Annotated in this window: 17 protein-coding genes; 13 read left to right on the plus strand and 4 right to left on the minus strand. The window is 58.1% G+C overall.

Annotation, left to right across the window (positions count from 1 at the left end; all coding sequences use genetic code 11):
* Nucleotides 1-57 precede the first annotated feature (57 nt).
* Nucleotides 58-1,545: a histidine kinase N-terminal domain-containing protein gene (locus U6G28_06840; GenBank protein ID WRS29249.1), complete on the plus strand. Its 1,488-nt coding sequence runs from the start codon at nucleotides 58-60 to the stop codon at nucleotides 1,543-1,545.
* 6 nt (nucleotides 1,546-1,551) lie between these two features.
* On the opposite strand, the gene U6G28_06845 is transcribed toward U6G28_06840, so the two are convergent.
* Nucleotides 1,552-1,800 carry a WhiB family transcriptional regulator gene (locus tag U6G28_06845; GenBank protein WRS29250.1) on the minus strand — a complete coding sequence of 83 codons (249 nt, stop codon included), beginning with the start codon at nucleotides 1,798-1,800 and terminating at the stop codon, nucleotides 1,552-1,554.
* 64 nt (nucleotides 1,801-1,864) lie between these two features.
* Nucleotides 1,865-4,549, minus strand: coding sequence for an FtsK/SpoIIIE domain-containing protein (locus U6G28_06850; protein WRS29251.1), 2,685 nt, complete (start codon nucleotides 4,547-4,549; stop codon nucleotides 1,865-1,867).
* Nucleotides 4,550-5,284: 735 nt separating this feature from the next.
* On the opposite strand from U6G28_06850, the gene ligA reads away from it, so the two are divergent.
* Complete coding sequence (ligA, locus tag U6G28_06855) at nucleotides 5,285-7,597, plus strand: NAD-dependent DNA ligase LigA (protein WRS29252.1); 2,313 nt, start codon at nucleotides 5,285-5,287, stop codon at nucleotides 7,595-7,597.
* 93 nt (nucleotides 7,598-7,690) lie between these two features.
* On the opposite strand, the gene U6G28_06860 is transcribed toward ligA, so the two are convergent.
* Nucleotides 7,691-8,974, minus strand: coding sequence for a phospholipase D-like domain-containing protein (locus U6G28_06860; GenBank protein WRS29253.1), 1,284 nt, complete (start codon nucleotides 8,972-8,974; stop codon nucleotides 7,691-7,693).
* A gap of 39 nt (nucleotides 8,975-9,013) precedes the next feature.
* On the opposite strand from U6G28_06860, the gene gatC reads away from it, so the two are divergent.
* The 4 genes from gatC to U6G28_06880 all read left to right on the plus strand — a co-directional run bounded on the left by gatC (nucleotide 9,014) and on the right by U6G28_06880 (nucleotide 13,827).
* Nucleotides 9,014-9,313 carry an Asp-tRNA(Asn)/Glu-tRNA(Gln) amidotransferase subunit GatC gene (gene gatC, locus U6G28_06865; GenBank protein ID WRS29254.1) on the plus strand — a complete coding sequence of 100 codons (300 nt, stop codon included), beginning with the start codon at nucleotides 9,014-9,016 and terminating at the stop codon, nucleotides 9,311-9,313.
* Nucleotides 9,310-10,824, plus strand: coding sequence for an Asp-tRNA(Asn)/Glu-tRNA(Gln) amidotransferase subunit GatA (gene gatA / locus U6G28_06870; protein WRS29255.1), 1,515 nt, complete (start codon nucleotides 9,310-9,312; stop codon nucleotides 10,822-10,824). Before gatC ends, gatA begins: the two co-directional genes overlap by 4 nt.
* Nucleotides 10,821-12,320 (plus strand): Asp-tRNA(Asn)/Glu-tRNA(Gln) amidotransferase subunit GatB, encoded by a 1,500-nt coding sequence (gatB, locus tag U6G28_06875; GenBank protein ID WRS29256.1) that lies wholly within the window; start codon nucleotides 10,821-10,823, stop codon nucleotides 12,318-12,320. Before gatA ends, gatB begins: the two co-directional genes overlap by 4 nt.
* Before the next feature lie 76 nt (nucleotides 12,321-12,396).
* A complete protein-coding gene (locus tag U6G28_06880) occupies nucleotides 12,397-13,827 on the plus strand; it encodes an NAD-dependent malic enzyme (GenBank protein ID WRS29257.1) in 1,431 nt (476 codons plus the stop codon).
* 414 nt (nucleotides 13,828-14,241) lie between these two features.
* Here the strand turns inward: U6G28_06880 and U6G28_06885 are convergent, their stop codons facing one another.
* Complete coding sequence (locus tag U6G28_06885; GenBank protein ID WRS29258.1) at nucleotides 14,242-15,837, minus strand: TrkA C-terminal domain-containing protein; 1,596 nt, start codon at nucleotides 15,835-15,837, stop codon at nucleotides 14,242-14,244.
* 358 nt (nucleotides 15,838-16,195) lie between these two features.
* Between U6G28_06885 and U6G28_06890 the strand changes: the two genes are divergently transcribed.
* The 7 genes from U6G28_06890 to panB all read left to right on the plus strand — a co-directional run bounded on the left by U6G28_06890 (nucleotide 16,196) and on the right by panB (nucleotide 23,882).
* Entirely contained in the window at nucleotides 16,196-17,992 is a 1,797-nt protein-coding gene (locus U6G28_06890; protein WRS29259.1) for an acetolactate synthase large subunit, read from the plus strand.
* 2 nt (nucleotides 17,993-17,994) lie between these two features.
* Nucleotides 17,995-18,513: an acetolactate synthase small subunit gene (gene ilvN / locus U6G28_06895; protein WRS29260.1), complete on the plus strand. Its 519-nt coding sequence runs from the start codon at nucleotides 17,995-17,997 to the stop codon at nucleotides 18,511-18,513.
* 2 nt (nucleotides 18,514-18,515) lie between these two features.
* Entirely contained in the window at nucleotides 18,516-19,541 is a 1,026-nt protein-coding gene (ilvC, locus tag U6G28_06900; protein WRS29261.1) for a ketol-acid reductoisomerase, read from the plus strand.
* A gap of 2 nt (nucleotides 19,542-19,543) precedes the next feature.
* Complete coding sequence (locus tag U6G28_06905; GenBank protein ID WRS29262.1) at nucleotides 19,544-20,614, plus strand: 3-isopropylmalate dehydrogenase; 1,071 nt, start codon at nucleotides 19,544-19,546, stop codon at nucleotides 20,612-20,614.
* Between the two features lie 149 nt (nucleotides 20,615-20,763).
* The gene (locus U6G28_06910; protein WRS29263.1) at nucleotides 20,764-21,915 is read left to right on the plus strand and encodes a branched-chain amino acid aminotransferase; all 1,152 of its coding nucleotides are present in this window, start codon (nucleotides 20,764-20,766) and stop codon (nucleotides 21,913-21,915) included.
* A gap of 149 nt (nucleotides 21,916-22,064) precedes the next feature.
* The gene (panC, locus tag U6G28_06915; GenBank protein ID WRS29264.1) at nucleotides 22,065-22,982 is read left to right on the plus strand and encodes a pantoate--beta-alanine ligase; all 918 of its coding nucleotides are present in this window, start codon (nucleotides 22,065-22,067) and stop codon (nucleotides 22,980-22,982) included.
* 48 nt (nucleotides 22,983-23,030) lie between these two features.
* Complete coding sequence (gene panB, locus U6G28_06920; protein WRS29265.1) at nucleotides 23,031-23,882, plus strand: 3-methyl-2-oxobutanoate hydroxymethyltransferase; 852 nt, start codon at nucleotides 23,031-23,033, stop codon at nucleotides 23,880-23,882.
* Nucleotides 23,883-23,929 lie beyond the last annotated feature (47 nt).

Genomic DNA, 23,929 nt, shown 5'->3' on the forward strand with positions numbered 1-23,929 from the left:
TATTGGGCGTGGCATGCACATGGGAGTCTCCAGCCAGAGGCGAACTAGTCTTGACTCATGCGTACCTTCCAAGAACTCATCGACACCCACGATGCACTGCCGCTGTCTTCCGACGATCTCGTCTGGTTGCGCATGCTCCGATCAGAGTGGCAGGTCATTGCCGACTTAGCATCGGCGGATTTGGTTCTTTGGCTCCCCACAAGCGACGGCCGTTTTATTGCGGCAGCCCTGAGTCGATCGGCCACGACGGCGACGCTTCATGTTGAAGATGTCGTTGGACTCTACGCTGCGGCTTCTCGAACGGAGGAGCTCCAGAAGGCTTGGAGCACGGCGCGAATCGTTGAGCCCGACACGGTGACGTGGGCCGGCCTTTACTCGGCTAGCGTCTCGTACGTGCCAGTTGTGCACGGTGGGCGAGTGCTCGCGGTGATGAGCCGAGAGGCGAACATGTCCGCGGCGTCCAGGCAAGCCGGATCTCAGGAATGGACTCTGCTGGCGGCCGATGTGCTCTGTGAGATGGTCGCGGATGGGACATTCCCAGATGCCGATGCTCCGACCTCATCCGCCCATGGCCTTCCTCGGGTGACCGATGGGGTCATACTCCTTGACGCAGACGGCGTCGTTCTAGAAGCGAGTCCGAATGCAAACTCATCGATGAGGCGTCTTGGGGTTGAAGGTCACCTGACCGGGCGTACTTTGATCGAAGCGGTTACCGAAGCTATGAGCGACGTGGAACGTATCGAGGAGACTTTCGCTGTCGTACTGATGGGCAAGGCCCCCTGGCGCGTTGATGTTACCTCTCGCGGAACGACTGTCGTTATGAGGGCAATCCCTCTGATGCGATCGGGGCAACGAGTGGGCGCCGTGATTCTTACCCGCGATGTGACGGAAATGAGGCGTCAGGAGCAGCAGCTGATGACCAAGGATGCCACGATTCGGGAGATTCACCACCGCGTGAAGAACAATCTACAGACCGTGTCAGCGCTTCTGAGGATACAGGAGCGAAGAAATGCTTCAGCGCAAGTGAAGGAGGCCCTTCGGGAGGCGGGAAGGAGGGTTGAGTCGATTGCGTCGGTGCACGACGCGCTGGCGCAGAACGTCGACGAGGTGGTGCGATTTGATGATGTCGCCCCTCGAATTCTGCAGATGTCCGCTCAGGTAGCAACGGCGAGTATTCCGGTGGACCTTCAGATCTCGGGAGAGTTCGGTGAGCTCGGTGCAGAGCATGCTTCAGCGCTCGCCACCGTTCTCGCCGAGTTGGTATCGAACGCGGTTGAGCACGGAACTCCGTCCGAGGGCGGCGTTATTAGGGTTATCGCGCGTAGGGACGGCGACACTCTAACGGTTGCAGTAGAGGACCAGGGGTCGATCGATGAAGAGGAAGAAGAGACGGACCTGGTCGGAAGCAACCGGGGTCTCGGCACACAGATCGTTACAGCCATGGTCACCGGAGAACTTCACGGAACGATTAACTGGACCGAACTCCCCAGTGGAGGAACCAGGGCCGAGTTGCGCTTTACAGAAGAGCTAACCGGTCAGGAATAGGCGAGATTAGGAGGCGCGGCGTGCCCTTGCGGCGCGGCGCTTGAGCGACCGGCGCTCTTCCTCGCTCTTTCCGCCCCAGACGCCCGAGTCCTGGTTGTTCTCCATCGCCCAGCGAAGGCAGGTGTCCTCGACATCGCAGGAGGAGCAGACGGCCTTGGCCTCTGTCGCCTGTGAGAGCGCCGGACCCGTGTTTCCAATCGGGAAAAAGAGTTCAGGGTCCACGTTCAGACATGCGGCTCGGCTTCGCCAGTCCATCAATCGGCTCCTCGTATCGGCCCTCACGCACGGCTGCGCTCAGGCCCCGTTGCGTTTGTATGGATCAAGTTTCGGCCAATGAAACGACATCGGCAATAGGGGAATGTTCATAACTCGGCCATTTTGTGTGCGAACGCTCACTATCGGTATGTTGCTCCAGGACAAGCGTCCCGATCTTTGTGTCGTAGCAGACAAAACCACACCGCCGCGGGAATGGCAGCGATGCCATTACCCATGTGCCGGATGCGCCGAGTCCGGACGTAAGCCACCTGGCTAACTCACGATTAGGTTCAATGGCGGCAACAACCAGGTTGGGGGAGGGTACAACACGCGGCCAGCCAGAGGGGTCCATGTGCTCTACGGAACTGAAGCACTCTGATCCGCCGAGTGTAACGGTTACCTGATTGGTCACGGACGAGTCTGTACTAATGACAACCAGGGCAGGCATTCGAGGGATGCTCGTAGGAATCTGCAGTCCATTTAGCCCGGGCCTCGTTTGGACCGGCTGGGCCCTAACGAGCGGCACGGCTCGATCTTGGAGCGGAGGCTCAACTAATTGAGCGTAGACACTGCCCCCATCGGGACGGGCTACCACCACCCGTCCCGGCTGTGCTGAGACCATCTGTGCGGGTTTGGGACGCTCGCCGCCCAGTTCCGCGGGCGTATAGGCGGCGATCCGAGGAGAACTCATTTGTTCGACAGACGAAAAACGATAGACCCGCCACGGAAACTGCTCAACGAACGATCCGCCTGAGGTGGCGATACCGATGAGGTGCAGAGACGTTGTCTCGGCCAGTTCTAGGAGTCTGGCGAACCAATCATGTGCTCGTTCCACACCAACGGAGGCCTGAAGTGCTTGAAGCATGACTGAAAGGTCGGGTAGGACGATCACGGAAGGGCGAGCCGACCGGGAGTTGCCCATCGCCGCAAATTCTGATTCGACAAGTCGCAGAACATCGCCGTAGTTGTGGCAAGATCGTTCCCCGCGCGGGGAGCGCAAATCGCCCCAAATAATGCGCACGGGCGGATTCTCGGGTTTCGAGTTCCTTGCGGCCATCGCGACGGCCGATGCCATCGCGACGGCGCTTTCCCGGACCTGGTGCGCAATGACTGGACTTGTCATTATCAGCATCGGTCTGCCATCCCAGACCAGGTTCCCTATGTCGCAACCGAGGGCATCCTCAAAAAGCCCAACAACTGAACCGCCCCGATCACTAAGGTCACCAAGAGATTCAAAATCAACCGCCTCCGGTAGCGGCAATGGAAGCAGGGCGAGGAGTTCCTTGGATTCCTGAGCCAGTCGAAACTCCGAAACCCAATCTTCAGGCCCCTGGACCAGGGCGGATTGGATGGTCCGTGTTCCGGTGCCCGTGTTCACCACGGCGCGTCCCGGTACTCTTGGAAGGTCGGCCGCTTTGCGGCTCCCGATGACGTCCACAGAGTCGGAGATCTCAGAACATCGGAGAGCCACGCGAATGTCGAGTACCGCGCGGAGGTCGGAACTAACGGTTCCTCCCGGACGCTGAGTCGCAGCGACCAGGTGAATCCCGAGGGAACGCCCCTGCGTTGCGATATGGGTGAGTTGTTTCAGTAACTCTGGGCTGTGATCGGCCAGGGTCCTAACCTCGTCCGCCACAATGACGAGCAGGGGTGGCGGGTCTACCGAACAGGAGTGGTTTGCATGCCACTGTTCCAGGGATCGGAAGCCCAAGTGTAGAAGCAGGGTCTTGCGGCGCCTGATCTCTGCTGCGAGAACTCTGAGCAACCAGGGAGTTTGGCTCCCGTCAAGATCGGTGATTAGGCGCTCAACGTGTGGGAGAGGGGTAGCACTTAGCAGTCCCGCCCCACCCTTGTAGTCGATCAGCAGAAGCCGAAGCCGCTCGGGGGAGTACGTGGCCGCCAATGCGAAGACGAGGGTGGTGAGAAACTCCGATTTGCCTGAACCAGTTCCTCCGACAACCAGAGCATGTGGGCCGTCACGAATTAGGTCGAGGTCGAACGTAGCCTCGCCAGGACCGCGTCCGAGCATAAGTGGGCGAGTTGGTCTGCTGCGCCACCGACTTCGAATCGAAGTCAGTTCGGGCTTGCCATGTAACTCCTCAAATGAGACGTGACCTGGTAGAACCATTCTGGAGGCGACTCCTAGAAGCTCGGTCACTTCCTCGCACCAAACAGTCCCGGCCACCGGGTAGGACTGAAGGACGAGGGAGGGACACTTACCCAGGGCTTCGACCGTGCTGGCCCAAACAATAAGAGGAGTGGTCGCGGCGGGTCTGAGGTCGTCGCGAGCCGACGATACCACGGGCGCTAGACCCTGTAGTCGAAGTTGTGCCGCGATCCAGAGAGAGTACTCACGGGCTTGATTCCCAACGACCCCTATTGCTTGCCCGGATTCGATGGAGAGCCTGCGTCTTCTTCTAGGACGCAGATAGACCGTCCTCGCGGATTCGATGATCGCCACCCGGTCCGACTCAGTACCCGCGTCACGTTTCCTTTGCGGACGCTGAGTGGTCGTCTCCGAGAACTCGGTTGGTGGCCTCTCCTCGTCCAACAGAGCGAGGGCGAGCGCCGCCAGCAACGATGCAGGATCACGGCGGGACGCGGTCACGGCTAAGAACCGGAGCAGCGCGATCATCGCCAGTAGCGTCGATGCGCCGAACAATGCGAGACCCGCAGAAGTAGAGATCGGAATGAACCTGGCGAAGCCCAGCAACATGAGAACGGGTAAGAGCAGGCGTAGATAACGCATGGGTCCGGATCTGGGAGAGGTCGGCGGGAGCCAGCCCGGAAACCTGGTGCGTTCGCGAACGCACCATTGGTTCGTCCCAACTCTCAGCTGTTTGCCGCGATGAATCCTGCTCCTTTTATGCACCGCCATCACGGGGTTCACCCGGTTCACGTCATGAACAAGTAATCCCTGGGGAGTCGTCTCGAAGCACAGGTGCGCCTCCTCGGTGTAGGGATCGACTAACCCGGCGTCGCGGCCCAGCGGCAAGTTGGGACTCGCGGGAAATATGCACCCAGCGTCCGGGCCCTTAACGCACGCTAGGTACGCGGAGCAACCAAGCGCTTGAACCACCAGGGAGTGTGACATCCAAGAAGAGTGCCCTAGATCGAACCAGGTTGGTATGCTCCGAGTTTCCTGTTGGGAAGTTAACCCAATTGCTGACCTTGTGGACTGGTGGCTTTGCGTGTACTGGGAATGGTTCTACTTGCTGCCGGAGAAAGCGAAGTTGCTGAGAGTGGTTTCGTGCGCACCGGGAATGACCTCTGTTCGAGGGGCTTTCCCTCGTCCGAGGTAGGCGGTTCTGTGCGTACTGGGAATCACCAAGAATAACGGCGAGATCATGTCCTCTTCTTACGGCGAGATGCAGACACGAGGGAGTGTCCACCACCAGGGCGACGCGATGAACGAAGGCGCGGGCATTCACGCCGCAGGGTGACGGTGCCGGAGGGTAATGGAAGAATGACAGCGGGAGGTCCCGTGGATACGACAGACGCTGAACTTACTGCAGCCCGCCAGCGGTGGAACGAACTGGTGGAGTTGATCGAAGCTGCTCGAAACGCCTACTACGTGAGTGACGAGCCGACAATCTCCGACGCTGAGTACGACGTTTTGTTCCGGGAGCTGCAGGATCTTGAGACGGAGTTTCCCGAACTTGCATCACCTGATTCGCCGACGCTAACAGTCGGTGGGGCCGCCTCGGCAGCCTTTACACCGGTGCATCATCAGGTGCAGATGACCAGCCTCGAAGACGTGTTTTCCCCTGAGGAAGTCCAGGCATGGTGGCATCGCACCGTCTCTCGCTGGCCCGGCGAGGATGTGGCGATGACTGCGGAGATCAAGGTAGACGGCCTGGCCGTCAATCTTCGATATGAGGGCGGCGTGCTCGTCCAGGCATCAACTCGTGGCGATGGCTTCGTGGGCGAAGACGTAACGGCAAACGTGAGGACAATCAAGTCGATTCCCTTCAGACTGAAGGGCTCTAACGTCCCCGACACAGTCGATATCAGAGGCGAGGTCTACTTTCGCCTTGATGACTTTGAACGTGTTAACGCCCTAAGAGTTGCGAATCAGGAACGACCGTTCGTGAACCCGCGCAACGCGGCGGCGGGTTCGCTACGTCAGAAAGATCCTGAGGCAACCGCAAAGCGGCCTCTGTCATTTGTTGCTCACGGGCTGGGTGCCGTGGAGGGAATGACCGCTATGCCGCAGACCCAGCACGGCTGGTATCAACAGATTTCTAAGTGGGGCGTGCCAGTCTCGAAACATACACGTCTGGTTGACACTTTTGAAGAGGGACTTGAGTCAATCCGATACTTCGGAGAGCATCGCGGAAGTTTCGAGCACGAGATTGACGGAGTCGTTTTTAAGGTTGACTCGATTGCGCGTCAGCGGGAAATGGGAGCGACCTCAAGAACGCCGCGGTGGGCTGTGGCCTACAAGTATCCTCCAGAAGAGGTCTTTACTCGCCTACTCGATATTCGGGTCCAGGTAGGTCGTACTGGCAGAGTCACACCGTACGCGGTTTTTGAGAAGGTATTGGTTGCCGGGTCGCACCTTCAACACGCAACTCTTCACAATGCGGGCGAGGTCGAGAGAAAGGGAATCCTGATTGGGGACATGATCGTCGTCCGTAAGGCCGGTGACGTAATTCCTGAGGTGGTAGGCCCCGTTGCCGCTGACCGCGACGGTACCGAACGGCGATTTGAGATGCCGACAAAGTGCCCGTCGTGCGGGACGCCCTTAGCTCCGGCGAAAGAAGGGGATGCTGATCTTCGCTGCCCAAACACTGCCAGTTGTCCCGCGCAAATCACCGAGCGACTCATCCACCTTGGATCGCGCGGAGCTCTGGATATCGAGGGGCTTGGAGCCGAGGCGGCTGCAGCTCTTACCCAACCCGAGATGGGCAGAGAACTGGTCGCGGCGGCGTTGGTCGAGGGAAGAAGGGTATTCCTCGAAGACGGGACCGAGCTTGAACTGGTTTCTGAGGGGCATCATGGAGACACCTTCGCTTTGGCCGAGGCCCTGTTGCCAGAGCCCCAACAACCGGTGTTGAGCAATGCCAAAGACCTTTTCGACCTGACTGCCGGTGCGGTCTCAGACGTCATGGTGTGGCGGCCGGTTCGTGTGAGGGGCGTATCCACCGGCGACTATCAGCAAGTCCGGTATTTTTGGTCCAAGGGGTACCAGAAGAAGTCGGGGGAGTACGTTCCGATCACCTCGAAACCCAGCAAGTCGCTGCTTCAAATGCTGGAAGAACTGGAAGCCGCAAAGGAGCGCCCCCTGTGGCGGTTCCTCGTCGCTTTGTCGATCCGACACGTTGGTCCGACTGCGGCTCGAACCCTGGCGGCTAGGTTCCAAACGATAGATGCCATATCAGGGGCCCGGGTAGAAGACCTCGCCCAGACTGAGGGAGTCGGTCAAATAATCGCAGAGTCGGTCAGTGACTGGTTCCAGGTGGATTGGCACCGGGAGATCGTCGATCAATGGATGAAATCGGGCGCGCTCACTCACATTGAGGAGTTGCCGGAGGTGCCACAGACGCTGGCCGGTGCCACGATAGTAGTTTCGGGAGCAATGCCTGGATACTCGCGAGATGAGGCGAACAATGCGGTGATGATCCGTGGCGGCAAGGCATCCTCTTCAGTCTCAAAGAAGACTACGGCTCTCGTTGCGGGGCCGGGTGCCGGGTCCAAGACAACCAAGGCAGAATCTTTGGGAGTCCCCATAGTTCCAGCTGAAATGTTCCAGGCTTTGCTTGATGATGGGGTGGAATCTGTACTGGGGAACTGATCTGTTAGCTCTTTTCGGAAGCGCGCAAACCGGTGTCTGCCGAAGCGGAGCGAGTGACTTCCTTGGGAGCGGCTAAGCGTTTTTCGTATGAACCTAGACGATAAAAGAGAAGCGAGAGACCAAGCGCTCAAGGAAACGGACCCACCGGCTACGACCGTTCCACTCCTTGAGGTTGAGCTTTCGTGACGTCTCTAGGTCGCGTTCAAAGATGCGTTCCATCTGCTCTCCGAAGTTTTCGGAGTCAATCTGCACGGTCACTTCAAAGTTTCCCGACATTGATAGTCGGTCAATATTGGCGGTTCCGACAATACTTCTGTAGTTATCGATCACAAGTGTTTTGGCGTGAATCATCGCGTGCTGGTACAACCAGATCTCGACATCGGCTTCCATGAGTTCACCGAAGAATGGACGCGCCACCCAGTCCGCCAGAATGTGGTTGGAATACTCTGGCACCAGAATACGGACTCGAACTCCTCGCTTGGTGGCGCGAATTAGGGCATGGAGAATGTCACGGTCGGGAATGAAGTACGCGGTCGTAAGGTCGATGCTCTGTGTCGCCTTCTCAAACGCCTCCAAATACTGACCTCTAACCGGGAACAGAAGACTTGAGGGAAGATTAAACGCGGGAGTGATACTTCCAGACCAGGGGAGTTCTTCCCAGTCCGGGAGTTCGGGCTGGTTCTTGGCTCGGAATAGGTTCCAGAACTGGCGGAAGGCAAGGCTTAGCGGACGAACCGCCGGCCCGATGATGCGGATGTGAGTGTCTCGCCACTCGGTTCCGAAGTCGACGCCAACATTGAAACCTCCGACGAATCCAATCTTGTCGTCGACCAGAAGCAGTTTCCGGTGGTTGCGTCCAGTCGCCCGGGGGTTGGCCGTCGCCGTGCCCTTGCGTATTTCTGCAAGTCGGTGGACGTACATGTTCGGATGGTTCTTGAAGTGCTTGAACTTTACCGATGACTTCAGCGAGCCGAAGCCGTCATATATGACGAATACTTTGACACCTCGTTCCGCCGCTGCGTAGAGAGCGTCTTTGAACATCCATCCGATCCGGTCACTACGCCAAACATAAGTCTCGAAGTACACCATTTCTTTGGCATTGTTGATCGCGGCGATCTGATCTGCGTAAAGTTCTGTTCCCCGCGTATAGGTTTTTATCTGGTTTCCATCCACGACCGTGGTGTCGGACCGTGCAGATGAGAACCCCTTGAACCCGCCTGGCGAGCGTCTCTTGCGGCGAGCATCAATGGCGTAAACAGCCACAACGCCCGCGACTTGCGCTGCCAGTGAACCGACGATGCCTCGGCGTATCCACTTCCAGGCTTTGCCGGATCTCTCCATTGCGAGTTCGAGCTCGGCCTTCCGCTTCGTAGTCATGTCATAACCCTAAGGTGTCTGGCGTTTACACTTTGCTCTATGTCAACAATTTCAATCGAAGAGGTTAAGCGTCTTGCAGACCTCGCCGAAATCGGAATAACTGACGAGGAAGCTGAGCGCCTTACCGAGGGCTTGGTTGTCATCGCAGAGTATGCCGGTCAAGTCTCAGAGATTTCAGATGTGGATGTCGCGCCGAGTGCCCAGTCAATCCAGTTGGTGAACGTGCTTCGCGAGGATGTTGCAGGAACACCAATGGATCCTGAACAGCTACTCGCGGCGGCTCCGGAGCAAGAGGATTCTATGTTCAAGGTTCCTCAGATTCTGGAGGAGGAGCAGTGAGTGACCTAATCTACAAGAGCGCACTGGAGATGGCAGAGGCACTGCAGCGTGGTGAGGTGACCTCTGCGGAGTTGGTGAATGCCTCCCTCGCCCGCATTGCTGAGTACAACGATGTTGTAAATGCGTTTCTCACCGTTGATGAAGAGGGTGCCAGGAAGACTGCCGAAGAGGTGGACGCTCTAAGGGCAGCTGGAGAAGAACTGCATCCCCTTGCTGGCGTTCCGATTGCAATCAAGGACAACATCGTCACCGAGGGACTTGACACCACCTGCGCATCGAAAATCCTTGCCGGATGGAAGCCACCGTACGACGCGACGGTCATTGCGAAGATCAAGGAAGCGAAGCTTCCGATCGTTGGGAAGACGAACCTCGATGAGTTTGCGATGGGCTCCTCGACCGAGCACTCTGCCTTCGGTCCTACGCGCAACCCTTGGAACACGGGCCTGATCCCCGGTGGTTCGGGAGGTGGTTCGGCTGCGGCAGTCGCCTCGTACATGGTTCCTCTGGCCCTCGGGTCTGATACAGGCGGATCGATTCGTCAACCCGGCGCCTTCACCGGGACCATCGGTGTCAAGCCAACCTACGGTGCAGTCTCGCGCTACGGCCTTGTGGCGCTGGCCTCCTCGCTGGATCAGATTGGCCCTGTGGCCAGGGACATCAGTGATGCCGCTGCCCTTCAGGAGCTAATCGCGGGACACGATGAACTCGACTCAACCTCGCTACCGGCTGATCCGGCGGACCTGCAGGGTGCCATTGAGGATCGTCTGGCGCAAGGTGGTAGGGGACTCCGCGTTGGTATCGTTGACCAGTTCTTGGGCGAGGGTTTCCAACGTGAGGTTCAAGAGAACTTCAACCGCGCGGTCGAAGATTTGCGTGAGGCAGGGGTCGAAGTTGTCCACGTTTCCTGTCCCTCGTTCGACTACGCCCTTCCCGCCTACTACCTGATTATGCCGGCTGAGGCCTCATCGAACCTGGCACGTTTTGACGGAATGCGTTTCGGTCTGCGCGTCGTCCCGGACGTCCCAAATCCAACTGCCTCTGACGTCATGAAGGCAACCAGGGAAGCAGGGTTTGGTGACGAGGTGAAGCGCCGCATAATCCTCGGAACACACGTCCTCTCAGCCGGATACCAGGACCAGTACTACGGTTCAGCTCAGAGGGTGCGAACCCTGATTCGTCAGGATCTAGACAAGGCATTCGAGCTAGCTGACGTGTTGCTGGCTCCTTCCACCCCGACGACCGCGTTCCCGATCGGGGCGCGGATCGACGATCCGATAGCGATGTACCTCAATGATGTCGCGACAATCCCGGCGAACTTGACCGGCGTTCCAGCCATGTCGATCCCCAACGGTGTCGATGATTCTGGACTTCCGACGGCAATGCAGGTCATCGCCCCGGTCGGAGCAGACGACCAGATGTACGGAGTTGGAGCTCTGATCGAATCACTGGTTTCGAAGCGGGTTGTCGCCCCACCCCACGCGATAGTGATCTCGGAAGGAGACGCCAAGTGACTCCTAACAAGCAGACGTACCGAGAAGCGACATCGAAGTATGATCCGGTGCTCGGGATTGAGTGTCACGTCGAGCTAAACACAAACTCGAAAGCGTTCGATAACGCTCCGGTTCAGTTTGGCGGTCAGCCGAACAGTGCCGTGACCCCGACGTCAGCAGGGTTGCCCGGATCGCTTCCCACGCTCAACAAGAAACTGGTCGAGTCTGGAATTCGACTCGGTCTGGCACTGAACTGCAAGATCGAACAGGACTCGTTCTTTGCTCGTAAGAACTATTTCTACCCTGATCTGCCCAAGGCATACCAGATTTCACAGTCGAACAAGCCGATTGCCTACGACGGCTATCTTGATGTTGAACTCGGCGACGGCGAGGTTTTCCGTGTCGAGATCGAACGGGCACACCTGGAAGAGGACGCGGGCAAGAATACTCACGTTGGTGGTGCTGATGGGCGGATCCACGGTGCGACCTACTCGCTGGTGGACTACAACCGATCATCGGTTCCTCTAATCGAGATCGTTTCTAAGCCGCTGACCGGCGCCGGCGACCGCGTGGCAGAGGTTGCCGCTGCATATGTACAAACCCTGCGTGACATTGCGATCGCTCTGGATATCTCGGACGCAAGGATGGAGCGAGGCAACTTGCGAGCGGACGTTAACGTTTCGTTGCGCCCTAGCCCGGACGCTCCTTTTGGAACGCGCACCGAGACGAAGAACGTCAACTCCTTCCGCGCCATTGAGCGGGCGGTGGAGTACGAGGTCGCTCGCCAGGCGGACGTCCTTGACTCGGGCGAGTTAGTTTTCCAGGAGACTAGACACTTCCACGAAGAGGATGGCACCACCTCGTCCGGACGACCGAAGTCTGACGCGGACGATTATCGCTACTTCCCTGACCCCGATTTGCCGCCGGTACGTCCCCAGATCGAATGGATCGAGGAACTGAGGGCCACCCTTCCCGAAATGCCAGCGGCGAAGCGGAAGCGATTGCGCGGCGAATGGAAGTTTACGGATCTGGAGATGCGCGATGTCGTGAACGCGGGTGCCCTTGACCTGATTGACGCGACCGTCACAGCCGGAGCCACTCCAGCGGCTGCCAGAAAATGGTGGATGGGTGAACTGTCTCGTGTAGCGAACAATGAGGGAGTAGCGCTCGCGGAACTTGCTGTCACCCCACTTCAGGTTGCCGAGCTTCAGGGACTAATCGACTCCGGGGCGCTGACCGATTCACTGGCCAGGCAGGCCCTTGATGGAGTCCTTGCTGGTGAGGGTGATCCGGCTGCGGTCGCGGAGTCTCGGGGTTTGGTCGTCGTTTCGGACGACGGAGCCCTGACGGAAGCAATCCAGACGGTTCTGGCTGAGAACCCAGATGTGGTCGAAAAGATTCGTGGAGGTAAGGTACAAGCTGTTGGCGCGCTGGTTGGCGGCGTCATGAAGCTAACCAAGGGCAAGGCTGATGCCGCCCGCGTCCGTGAGTTGATTATGGAGATGCTAGAGCAGTAGGGGATGAAGGGCCGAATCTAGAGGATCGGCCCCTCATTCCTATTCGAACAAGAAATATGACAAGTTAGGGAGAAGAGTGCCCAATTCACCGTCTTACACCGCTTCGTACCGATTGACGGTTGACGAGTCTCAGATTCGCGTCGCGGATATCGTTCAGGCTGTATCTGATGCAGAGGCCAGCGTAAAAGGTCTGGATGTTGCGGAAGCCGAGTCGGGCAAGCTGGTCATCGATATGACCCTGGACTTGCGCAACTCTGATCATCGTCGCGAGGTTCGAAAGACCTTGGAAGGACTTGGGGGAGTTAGTGTTGGGCCGGTTGCGGACCAGACATTCCTCGATCACGTCGGGGGCAAGATCGAGATCGAGTCACGTGCGCCGCTGCGTAACCGTGACGATCTGTCCCGTATCTACACTCCCGGGGTGGCGCGTGTCTGTCACGCGATTGCGGACAATCCTTCGAAAGCGCGCCTGCTGACGATGAAGGCGAACACGGTCGCGGTGGTAACTGACGGCACTGCCGTTCTGGGCCTTGGCGACATCGGACCGGAGGCGGCTCTGCCCGTGATGGAGGGCAAGGCCGTCCTTTTCAAGCACTTCGGCGGGGTGGATGCGTGGCCCGTGGTGCTGGATACCAAGGACACGGAAGAGATCATCGCGATTGTGAAGGCGATCGCTCCGGCGTATGGGGGAATCAACCTCGAAGATATCTCTGCCCCGCGCTGCTTCGAGATCGAGGCGAGGCTAAAGGAAGAACTGGATATTCCTGTCTTCCACGACGACCAGCATGGGACCGCAATCGTTGTCTTGGCGGCGCTCATCAACGCCCTGAAGATCGTTGGTAAGAAGATCGAGGACGTGCGCATTGTTGTCTCGGGAGTCGGCGCCGCTGGAAACGCGATAATCGAGTTGCTATTGGCGGCGGGTGCGAAGGATATTGTCGCCTACGGGCGGACCGGAGCTCTCTGCATTGACGACATGGAGGGAGCGCACGAGTCACGTCGGGCGCTCGCTGCAAAGACTAATCCCCGAAAGGTTAGAGGGAGTCTCAAGGATGGCATGGAAGACGCCGATGTCTTCATCGGGGTCTCTTCGGCTAACCTGCTTAACGGCGACGATGTCGCGAAGATGAACAAGGACGCGATTGTCTTTGCTCTGGCGAATCCGACTCCAGAGGTCGATCCTCGCGAGGCCGACAAGCATGCACGAATTGTGGCGACAGGTCGGTCGGACTATCCGAACCAGATCAACAACGTACTCGCCTTTCCGGGACTGTTCCGCGGGGTCCTTGATGCTCGGGCGTCCGAGATTACCCGTGAGGTTCTGAGGGCCAGTGCTGAGGCGATTGCCGGAGTGATCAGCGAAGATGAGCTGAGTGAGAACTACATTATTCCGGGTGTCTTCGATGATCGAATCGCTCCTGCGGTCGCTCACGCCACCAGGAAAGCTCTGGCAGGGGCTGACACGGTGAAGATAGCGGAACAAGAGGACCTGGGCCAGGTTGAGTAACTTGGATCAGGTCGAATAACGGTATCGACGCAAGCTGAGACGAAACCTTGACGGAGCACAATTCCTGGGCGTCCTTTGACTAATTGGATTTCTCGCCCAAGGCACCTGTCGCTTTTGTGGTTGTGATCTGGCCGCGACAAGCTGGGCCAATTACGCGTTCCGCGGGGGTCCCGCCGAGTCCTCGGAGAACTCGCGGCGGACAAGAGCCAAAATCCGGGGTGTCAACGAGTAAATCGTTGTTGACACCCCGGATTCCGGTAGTTTTCTGCTTGTGACACTCGTATTTCGGACTACTGGTCAGTTCAAGCGTTATTTCCATACGCGAATGGGCGAATAGTCCGGGTCACGGCAAACACTGCAACCGATTCCCACCCGGACGTTTCGTGTGGTCAGTTGCCGGATTCCTAGGCCACCCTAGAACCCCGCTATCACCGTTGCGATCAGAATCTTCGAAACCATTGCCACGGGGTAAACAAGCGCGTATCCGAGAGCGACACGAGGATCATCCTGCGTGCGACCGTTGGCGAATGCGAGAACGGCCGGCTGAGTCTGGGCCCCACCGAGGGCACCAGCCAACTGTGTTCCACCCATGTGCCAAATCCAACGGAACGTGGCGTACATGCCGATCGCCATAATCAGCGTGACTATCACGCCGAGAGCCAGGATAGACAGCCACGTACCACCACGGAAGGCTTCCATAATCTGTCCGCCAGCAACCGATCCGGCCTGAGCTAAGAAGATGATCAGGCCGAGCTCAATCATTACCTGACACGCCGTGTAAGGCAGCGTCGTTACAACTGGGCCGATACGTCCGACCTTGCCAAAGATCAGGCCAATGATCAAAACGCCCGCTGCCGCGCCAATCTCGAAGTCTCCACCACCGGGTAGGGGGATCGGAATCATGCCGATAAGCATGCCGACGGTCATTCCGAGGCCAAGGCCGATCGGGTTGATGTCAGACAGGCCCCTCGCGGAGTCGCCAAAGAACTTGGTGATCTCCTTCATCTTGGAAGTCGGCCCCACCACGCGAACACGGTCACCGAGCTGTAGAACCAAATCGGGGTCACCGACCATATCTACGTCGCCGCGGCGAACCCTCGAAATCGTTGCGGAGTACTTCTGTGAAAGGTTCAGTGAGCCGACGGTGTGACCAGCGATGTGCGGGTCAGAAACTGTGATTCGACGGAAGTCCAGGTATGAACGATCACGCATGAGCGAGTGTGAAGAACCGTGCCCCAGTTCCTTGGAGACCATTGCAACCATCTCATTAGGACCAACGACTGTTATCAGATCGCCGGGATCCAGAGTGTCCGACATTGAGGGGCGCGAGATTGGACCCTGTTCTCCTCGACGAAGGCGAGAGAACGTTACCTTGCCCCCAAACTTCTCATAGAGATCGCCGATGAACGGGTGGTCCTCGCGCTCGATACGAATCGTGCGGTTCGCAATAGGACTAGGAGTGTCGGTGTCGTGCTTGCCATATGAGAGAGCAGCCATCGCGGCAGCCAACATGCCAACGACGCCGAAGAGGTATGCAATGGAGTAGCCAATTGTGGCCTGTCCGGGATCTCCGGTTGCCTCACCTACAGCGTGCAGCGCGGGAGTGTTGGTTAGCGCCCCAGCAAATGTGCCTGCAGCGACTGGAACGCTGAGGCCAAAGACTTTGGTTCCAATTAGGAAGGCCCCGGCACCAGCGGCACACATCAGGGCAATCATTGTCAGCATCGGCCCAATAGCCGTCTTCAGGTTGTGGAAGAACGAGTTACCGGAGTTCACCCCGATTGCAAACGCAAATAGGACTAGACCCAGGGTTCCTATAAAGGGTGGGATCTGCAGGTCTACACCGAGTTCTCCCGCCCAGGCGGTGATTGCAATAGCGGTGAACAGGACCGCCGCGGCCCCAAGGCTCACGCCCTTCACCTTGATGTGACCAAACATCATGCCGATTGCTATCAGCAAGAACAGGTAGAGGATGGGGGAGGATGCTAAGAGTTCGAAAACAGCCGTCACCGCATGTCACTTTCGTGTGGGATATCAAGGACCCGTTTGGGTCCGGTCCAATCGTAGACAGGTTGGCTCCACTTCATATAGGACCTGTGGCGTGGCGCTGAGCACGCCTTTTCGGGTTGGGCGCTACGGTTGGGCTACATATGAGGCGCCAAGTCTCCTCTCGGGCGCCAAAGTATGAGACACGAAGCGGTAGTTAGCTTCGGGCCGTACTATTGGGATCGTGCTAAACACGCAGGGAAATACCGTAGGCGCGCTCCTGGTCGTTGTACCGGGGCGTGCGGTTCCTGCTGTCTGATCAGATGGGCCGCACGCCTTATTCCCCACGCGAAACGCGAGGGACTTTTTGCAACCAGAATCAGTGCAAGTAAGTCAGGGCAGTGCAAGGACGGAGACACAGAGCGTGACAAAACCTGAACGTATGACAGGCGCTGAAGCCATCGTCAGGTCGTTGGAAAAGATTGGCATAACCGAGGTTTTCGGTATGCCGGGCGGAGCTATTCTGCCAACCTTCGACCCGTTGATGGACTCCAGCATTCGACACATCCTCATTAGGCATGAACAGGGCGCCGGACACGGGGCTGAGGGATACGCGATTTCCAGCGGCAAGGTTGGGTGCGCAATCGTCACCTCGGGCCCAGCGGCGCTGAATACGATGACCGCGCTCGCGGACGCGAACCTAGACTCGGTTCCAATCGTTATTATCACGGGCCAGGTGGCAGCCTCGCTCATTGGTACCGATGCCTTCCAAGAGGCGGACATCGTTGGGGCATCAATGCCGGTAACGAAACACTCATTCCTGGTGACGCAGGCAGCGGAGATTCCCTCGCGTATCGCGGAGGCATTCGAGATCGCTGGCACGGGTCGTCCGGGAGCGGTGCTTGTCGACATAACTAAATCGGCCCAGTCGGAGGAACTCGACTTTGAGTGGCCACCACCGCTGGACATCCCGGGTTACAGGGTTCCTCAGAAGCCTTCCAAGAAACAGGTAGCGGCTGCGGCTAGGGCAATTGCTGAAGCACAGGCTCCCGTCCTCTACGTCGGTGGGGGAGCTGTTCGTGGGAACGCGTCGCGTGAGCTAGCGAAGCTGGTTGAGCTTTCAGATGCTCCAGTGGTCACCACACTTACGGCACGCGGAGCCTTTCCCGATTCGGATCCTCACAATCTTGGGATGCCGGGCATGCACGGGACAGTCGCGGCGGTTGGTGCGCTTCAGCGCGCGGATCTGGTGGTCGCGCTAGGAGCTCGTTTCGATGACCGGGTTACGGGGCGGCTCGACACCTTTGCACCTCGTGCGAAAGTGGTTCACGTTGATATCGACGCGGCAGAGATATCCAAGAACAGGTACGCCGATATTCCTATCGTCGGTGATCTGAACCAGGTACTTGAGATGCTCAACGCAGCCCTTGAGAAAGAGTTTCCCTCGGAAACCAGGGCTGATCTCGGTGGATGGTGGCGCTACCTAAATCGTCTACGCGACTCGTACCCGCTCGGATGGACGAACACGGATGACGGCAGACTCGCCCCCCAGTACGTTCTGAAGCGACTTTCCGATTTGAGTGGTCCGGAGGCGTTCTACGCGACTGGTGTTGGGCAGCACCAGATGTGGGCTTCACAGTTCATTAGTTTTGATCATCCGCGTCATTTCATTTCCTCGTCCGGGCTCGGCACCATGGGATTCGGGGTTCCTGCCGCGATGGGAGCCCAGGTTGCAAATCCCGACGCGGTGGTCTGGTGCATTGACGGTGACGGGTCATTCCAGATGACAAACCAGGAACTGGCTACTTGCGTCATCAATGACATTCCGATCAAGGTCGCCCTGATCAACAACTCGGTGCTTGGAATGGTGCGTCAGTGGCAGAACCTGTTCTACAACGAGCGCTACTCAAACACGAAACTAAACGATCACGATGCCGAGCAGGTCCCGAACTTTGTAAAGCTCGCCGAAGCGTACGGGATTCCTGGTCGCGTCGTCGAAAAGGAAGAGGAGGTGGACGAGGCCATCGAGTGGGCCCTGTCCATCAATGACCGACCGGTATTCATAGACTTCCGAGTTTCCAAGGACGCGATGGTCTGGCCGATGGTCGCCGCTGGCGTCTCGAACGATGACATTCGCTATGCCCGCGGGCTGGCGCCGACATGGGATGGGGAGGAATGATCATGTCTGAGCAACTGCACACTCTTTCCGTTCTTGTCGAGAACAAGCCGGGAGTCCTTACACGTGTTGCCGGTTTGTTCGCCCGGCGCGACTTCAATATCAAGTCGCTGACCGTTGGAGAGACTGAGAGACCCGACGTTTCACGAATGACCATTATTGTCGACGCCAAGAACAATGCGCCGCTCGAACAGGTTACTAAGCAACTGAATAAGTTGATCAATGTCCTGAAGGTCGTTGAAATGCCGCAGGAAGATTGCGTCGAGCGCCGCCTGCTACTGCTGAAAGTCACGGCAAATGATGAGACGCGTACCGCCGTCCTTCAGATTGTGGAGTTGTTCCGCGCCCATGTGGTTCACGTCGGGACTGACTTTGTGGTCATCGAATCGGTGGGCACACTCGCCAAGCTGGAGGCACTTCTCGCCTCACTCGGACCCTATGGGGTCCGCGAAGTTGCTCAATCGGGCGCGGTCGCAATCGGCCGCGGTTCCAAATCACTGACAGATCAAATCAAGGAGAAGTAACCATGGCAGATGCATACTACGATGACGATGCCGACCTTTCGCTCATCCAGTCGAAGAAGGTGGCGATCATTGGTTATGGCTCCCAGGGCCACGCCCATGCTCAGAACCTGCGCGATTCCGGCGTAGACGTTGTCGTCGGTCTTCGGGCTGGCTCAAGCTCGTGGGCCAAGGCCGAGGCGGCCGGACTTGAGGTTGCCGAGGTCGCAGACGCCGTCGCCCAGGGCGACGTGGTCATGATCCTGGTTCCAGATCAGTACCAGCGCACTGTCTATGCAGACCAGATTGCCCCCAACCTCAAGGAAGATGCCGCGATTTTCTTTGCTCACGGCTTCAACATTCGTTATGGATACATCACGCCGGACCCGTCTCACGACGTGTGCATGGTGGCTCCCAAGGGCCCGGGACACAAGGTCCGCGAGACCTATGTGGACGGACAGGGAATCCCTGCGATCATCGCTGTTGAGCAGGATGCGAGCGGTCAGGCTTGGGACTTGGCCCTCTCTTATGCCAAGGCCATTGGTGCCACTCGTGCAGGGGTCATCAAGACGACCTTCACCGAAGAGACTGAAACTGACCTATTTGGCGAGCAAGCAGTTCTCTGCGGAGGGATGTCGAAGCTGGTTCAGTATGGTTTCGAGACTCTGACCGAAGCGGGATACCAGCCAGAGATCGCCTACTTCGAGGTACTTCACGAGATGAAGCTAATCGTTGACCTCATGAACGAGGGCGGAATCACCAAGCAGCGCTGGTCGATCTCAGACACCGCCGAGTATGGCGACTACGTCTCAGGTCCCCGCGTTATTGGTCCGCAGGTCAAGGAAGCGATGAAGGAGGTCTTGTCGGACATTCAGGACGGCACTTTCGCCACCCGCTTCATTGAGGACCAGGATAATGGCGGTCAGGAGTTCAAGGCACTGCGCGCCGAGGGCGAGTCCCACCCAATCGAGGCGACCGGACAGCAACTTCGTAAGAAGTTCGGCTGGACACAGGGCGACTCGGACTACGTTGACGGCTCGGCGGCACGCTAGTCGTGAGCGGTCTGAGTGTTGCGGTCATTGAAGGTGACGGCATTGGTCCGGAGGTAACTACGCAGGCTGTCCGCGTTCTGACAAGAGTTGGCGCGGACGCCAGCGTAGACCTCCAGCTAAAGCACTTTGATCTTGGTTGCCAGAGGTATCTTGATACGGGACATATCCTCGAGCAAGAGGATTTGGATGAGCTAGCCAGGTTTGACGCGATTCTGCTCGGTGCCGTTGGCGATCCCAGGGTCAAGCCAGGAATTATCGAACGGGGCCTTCTTCTCAAACTCCGGTTTGCCTTTGACCAATACGTCAACTTGCGTCCGTCGGTGTACTACCCCGGCGTCGCCTCTCCCCTCAAGAATCCTGAGGGGATTGACTTCGTAGTAGTGCGCGAAGGAACGGAGGGTCCCTACGTCGGAAACGGCGGGGCGCTTCGGGTAGGCACCCCAAACGAGGTCGCTACCGAAGTATCGGTAAACACGGCGTTCGCGGTCGAACGACTGCTTCGCTACGCCTTCGAACTGGCGCAGTCCAGACCCGCCAAGAAGCTGACACTGGTCCACAAAGTCAATGTGCTCACCTTCGCAGGGGGAGTGTGGACGCGCATTGCTGACGAAGTCGGTAGCGAGTTTCTTGAGGTCGAGGTGGAGTATCTGCATGTCGACGCCGCGACAATCCACCTGTTGACTCGGCCCGCGGATTTCGATGTTATCGCCACAGACAACCTGTTCGGTGACATCCTGACGGACGAGGCCGCTGCGATTACTGGCGGGATCGGTCTTGCTGCTTCCGGGAACATTAACCCGACCGGAGTGTTCCCCTCGATGTTTGAACCGATCCACGGTTCGGCACCGGACATTGCGGGCAAGGGCATCGCTGACCCGATCGCCGCTATTGCCTCCGTCCAGCTCCTCTTGGAAGCTCAGGGATACACGGAGGAGGCCGCGCGGGTCAACAGCGCGATCAAATCCGATATGGAGTGGCGCGCTGTGAATCCCGACGCAGTACGTTCGACAGTAGCGGTTGGCGACGCGGTGCTTGGCGCCCTGGACGCCCAGTTGCACCAGCTACATTCTTAGTGAACACGGCCCTGACAGTGCGAGCTGGTAGGCGTTACCAGTCAGTTTCTACTAGGACTTTTAACGTAATAGCAGGGCCGAATCCGTGATTGGATTGGCCCAGAGGCGCTACGGACATCCCGCCCGCAGCTGAATGAAGGAGGCGACGAATGGCAACTTCGGCAGGCAATCAAACAGAACTTGCGAAAGAGGTAGCCTCGCAGCAACTACCTGATCCGGACACTGCCGCAGAGCGCTTCCCGATAACGGTGAATGAGAACCCTTCTTCGGATGAGGACCATGCCACCGCGATGGAAGCTCTGGCATTCGGGGTCAACTTCGGCGACTATATGGCCGTCGCTGACTGGTCCGAGAAGGAGGGGTGGCACGACCAGCGTGTCGTTCCCTATGGGCCCCTAGATCTGACCCCCGCAGCTGCGGTTCTTCACTATGCACAAGAAGTCTTCGAGGGAATGAAGGCCTACCGTTGGGCTGATGGTAGTGTGTGGACTTTCCGCCCCGGCTTCAATGCGGCCCGACTGAACCACTCCGCCAGGCGGCTGGCGATGCCAGAGATTCCGCCCGAGGACTTTATCGGCTCCCTGGTTCAGTTGGTGCGTGCCGACGAGCGCTGGGTTCCTGGGACCGAGAACTCCAGTTTGTACCTGCGTCCATTTATGATCGCTGACGAGTCCTTCGTTGGCGTGCGCCCCGCAAAGCACTACAAGTACGTGGTGATCGAAACTCCGGTAGGTCCCTACTTCAAGGGTGGCCTCGCCCCCGTATCCATTTGGATAACTAGAGAGTACTGCCGCGCCGCTCCCGGCGGAACCGGTGATGCAAAGACTGGTGGAAACTACGCAGCATCACTGCTTCCACAGCGTTTGGCATCTGCCAAGGGATTCGAACAGGTCTGCTACCTGGACCCGAAGACTGGACGGAACCTGGAAGAACTCGGCGGGATGAACGTGTTTGTCATCAAAAAAGACGGAACCGTTTTGACCCCGAAGCTGACGGGTTCGATCCTTGAGGGTGGAACCCGGGGCGCGATCATTCAACTGTTGGCTGACAAGGGCACCGAGGTTGACGAGACCACTATCGAACTCGAATGGCTGATCGAAGCTATCGAAAGCGGCGAAGTTGTCGAGATGTTTGCCTGTGGGACTGCCGCCGTGGTTGTTCCAATCGGCCAGTTGGCCGGAGAAGGCTTCGATGTGAAGATCAGCGGCGACCAGCTGACGCGCGAGATCCTCGATGAACTCAGCGGAATCCAACACGGAACGGTGCCGGATCGTCATAACTGGATGTATCAGCTGGTCTAGAGCCCGGTTCCCCTCGATCTTCTTCCGGGTTGCCAATCAGATAGGGGACTTTTCCGCCGTAAAATGCGGCGTGTCGACCTCCTATCTGATTGGAAAACCGGGGGGCGGCGTGACTGGGAACTGGGACCGCAGGTGGCGGAGGGGGTACTTTGAAGACTGTTCGCACAGTTGCCGAGTTACATGAAGCGCTCGCTGAGCTGTCCGAAGCGTTTACCGACAAGAGCGGTTCAGGCCGAAATAGGGTTCCTTCTGTCGGCATGATCCCCACGATGGGAGCGTTGCACGAGGGGCACCTGAGCTTGGTCAAGACCGCGCGATCTGAAAACGACATTGTCGTCATGTCAGTGTTCGTCAACCCGACGCAGTTCAACGAAGCAGTGGACCTCGTCGCCTACCCGAGGGCTGAGGAAAGGGACGCCGGTCTCGCCGAGCAAGCGGGAGTCGACCTGCTATTCATTCCCTCTGCCGCCGAAATGTATCCCGATGGATATGCAACAACTGTGAGCGTGAACGGGCCCCTCTCCGAGACCCTTGAAGGCGCTCGCCGGGGACGTGGTCACTTTGACGGTGTGGCAACGGTGGTCGCCAAGCTCCTGATCATGGTGCTTCCGGACAGCGCTTACTTTGGGCAGAAGGATGCTCAGCAAGTGGTTGTCGTGAGGCGAATGGTTCGCGATCTTGGAATCCCAACTGAGATCGTTACATGTCCAATCGTGCGAGCCGAAGACGGACTGGCGCTCTCAAGCCGCAATGAACGATTGACGGGCGAGGATAGGTTACGGGCGCTTTCGCTCTCACGCTCCCTTTTCACCGTCGCGGCGGCAGTTGCAGATGGTGAAACTGACACCGGCGAGCTCGAAACAGTAGGCTTGCGCGTCCTCACCGAATCAGACGTCGACGTGGAGTATCTAGCCTTTGTTAATCCTGAGACCCTTCGTCCGGCCGAGGCCGTTGAGGGCCCTGTCCTTTGCGCTGTCGCTGCCCGAGTCGGCGAGGTGCGCCTGATTGACAATGTGATGCTTGTGTCGCCGGGCCACGACGCCACGGGCGCGACCGGGGTATCTTGAAGGGTAGCTTTTCAAACTACGACCTCGTACTAACCCTAGGACAACTAAATGCCGAAGATGACAATCCCCAGGCTTGTGGAAATGCGGGCAAACGGTGAGCCCATTGTCATGGTCACTGCATACGACTACCCGGGTGCTCGCGCCGCCGAGAGGGCTGGGGTTGACATGATCTTGGTGGGGGACTCGGGCGCACAGGTAGTACTGGGCTACGACTCCACCGTTGCGGTCTCGACCGATGAAATGCTGGTTCTGGCGAAAGCGGTTCATCGGGGGAGCGAATCGGCATTCGTCGTGTGCGATGTTCCGTTCGGATCAACTGAGGTCTCGGATGAGCAGGCGGTCTCGACCGCAGTCCGCTTCGTAAACGAGGCTCGAGCCGATGCGGTGAAGCTAGAGGGCGGAAACCCGGCTCGGCTCAGCCGTATCCGCGCGATTGTTGGCGCAGGGATTCCCGTCGTCGGACACATCGGTCTAACCCCGCAAACGGCGACGGCGCTTGGCGGCCTGCGTGCTCAGGGAAGGACAACCGCGAGCGCCGAACGCCTGATTACGGATGCCCTGGGAGTCGAGGAAGCTGGCGCCTTCTGCCTGGTCGTGGAAGCGGTTCCGTCGGAACTGACAGAGCTACTGCTCCAGCATCTTTCTATCCCACTAATAGGAATTGGGGCCGGACCCGCGGACGGGCAGGTCCTCGTCCTGCACGATCTTGCAGGAATCACCGAGGGACACACCGCAAAGTTCGTGAAGCGTTACGGCAACGTGGGTGAAGAAGTGACTGCGGCAATCAAGGCGTACGCGGATGAGGTTCGCGATGGCAGGTTCCCCGCAGTAGAGCATCAGTACAAGGCAACCCAGGAAGCAGTGGAAGCCGCCAGAAACCTCCTGGCGAACTCGAACTAGATCTCCCATTGAGAAGAACTGCGGATATCTTCCAAGACCCTAGGCGT

Source organism: Actinomycetaceae bacterium MB13-C1-2 (assembly GCA_035621235.1).
Classification (GTDB): domain Bacteria; phylum Actinomycetota; class Actinomycetes; order Actinomycetales; family Actinomycetaceae; genus Scrofimicrobium.

What these genes read in the sequence shown, in the direction of transcription:
- ilvN (WRS29260.1), top strand. Translation starts at nt 17,995, where the DNA reads ATGTCTGAGCAACTGCACACTCTTTCCGTTCTTGTCGAGAACAAGCCG.
- U6G28_06850 (WRS29251.1), bottom strand. Translation starts at nt 4,549, where the DNA reads ATGCGTTATCTACGCCTGCTCTTACCCGTTCTCATGTTGCTGGGCTTC.
- panB (WRS29265.1), top strand. Translation starts at nt 23,031, where the DNA reads ATGCCGAAGATGACAATCCCCAGGCTTGTGGAAATGCGGGCAAACGGT.
- U6G28_06910 (WRS29263.1), top strand. Translation starts at nt 20,764, where the DNA reads ATGGCAACTTCGGCAGGCAATCAAACAGAACTTGCGAAAGAGGTAGCC.
- U6G28_06845 (WRS29250.1), bottom strand. Translation starts at nt 1,800, where the DNA reads ATGGACTGGCGAAGCCGAGCCGCATGTCTGAACGTGGACCCTGAACTC.
- U6G28_06840 (WRS29249.1), top strand. Translation starts at nt 58, where the DNA reads ATGCGTACCTTCCAAGAACTCATCGACACCCACGATGCACTGCCGCTG.
- U6G28_06860 (WRS29253.1), bottom strand. Translation starts at nt 8,974, where the DNA reads ATGACTACGAAGCGGAAGGCCGAGCTCGAACTCGCAATGGAGAGATCC.
- gatC (WRS29254.1), top strand. Translation starts at nt 9,014, where the DNA reads ATGTCAACAATTTCAATCGAAGAGGTTAAGCGTCTTGCAGACCTCGCC.
- ilvC (WRS29261.1), top strand. Translation starts at nt 18,516, where the DNA reads ATGGCAGATGCATACTACGATGACGATGCCGACCTTTCGCTCATCCAG.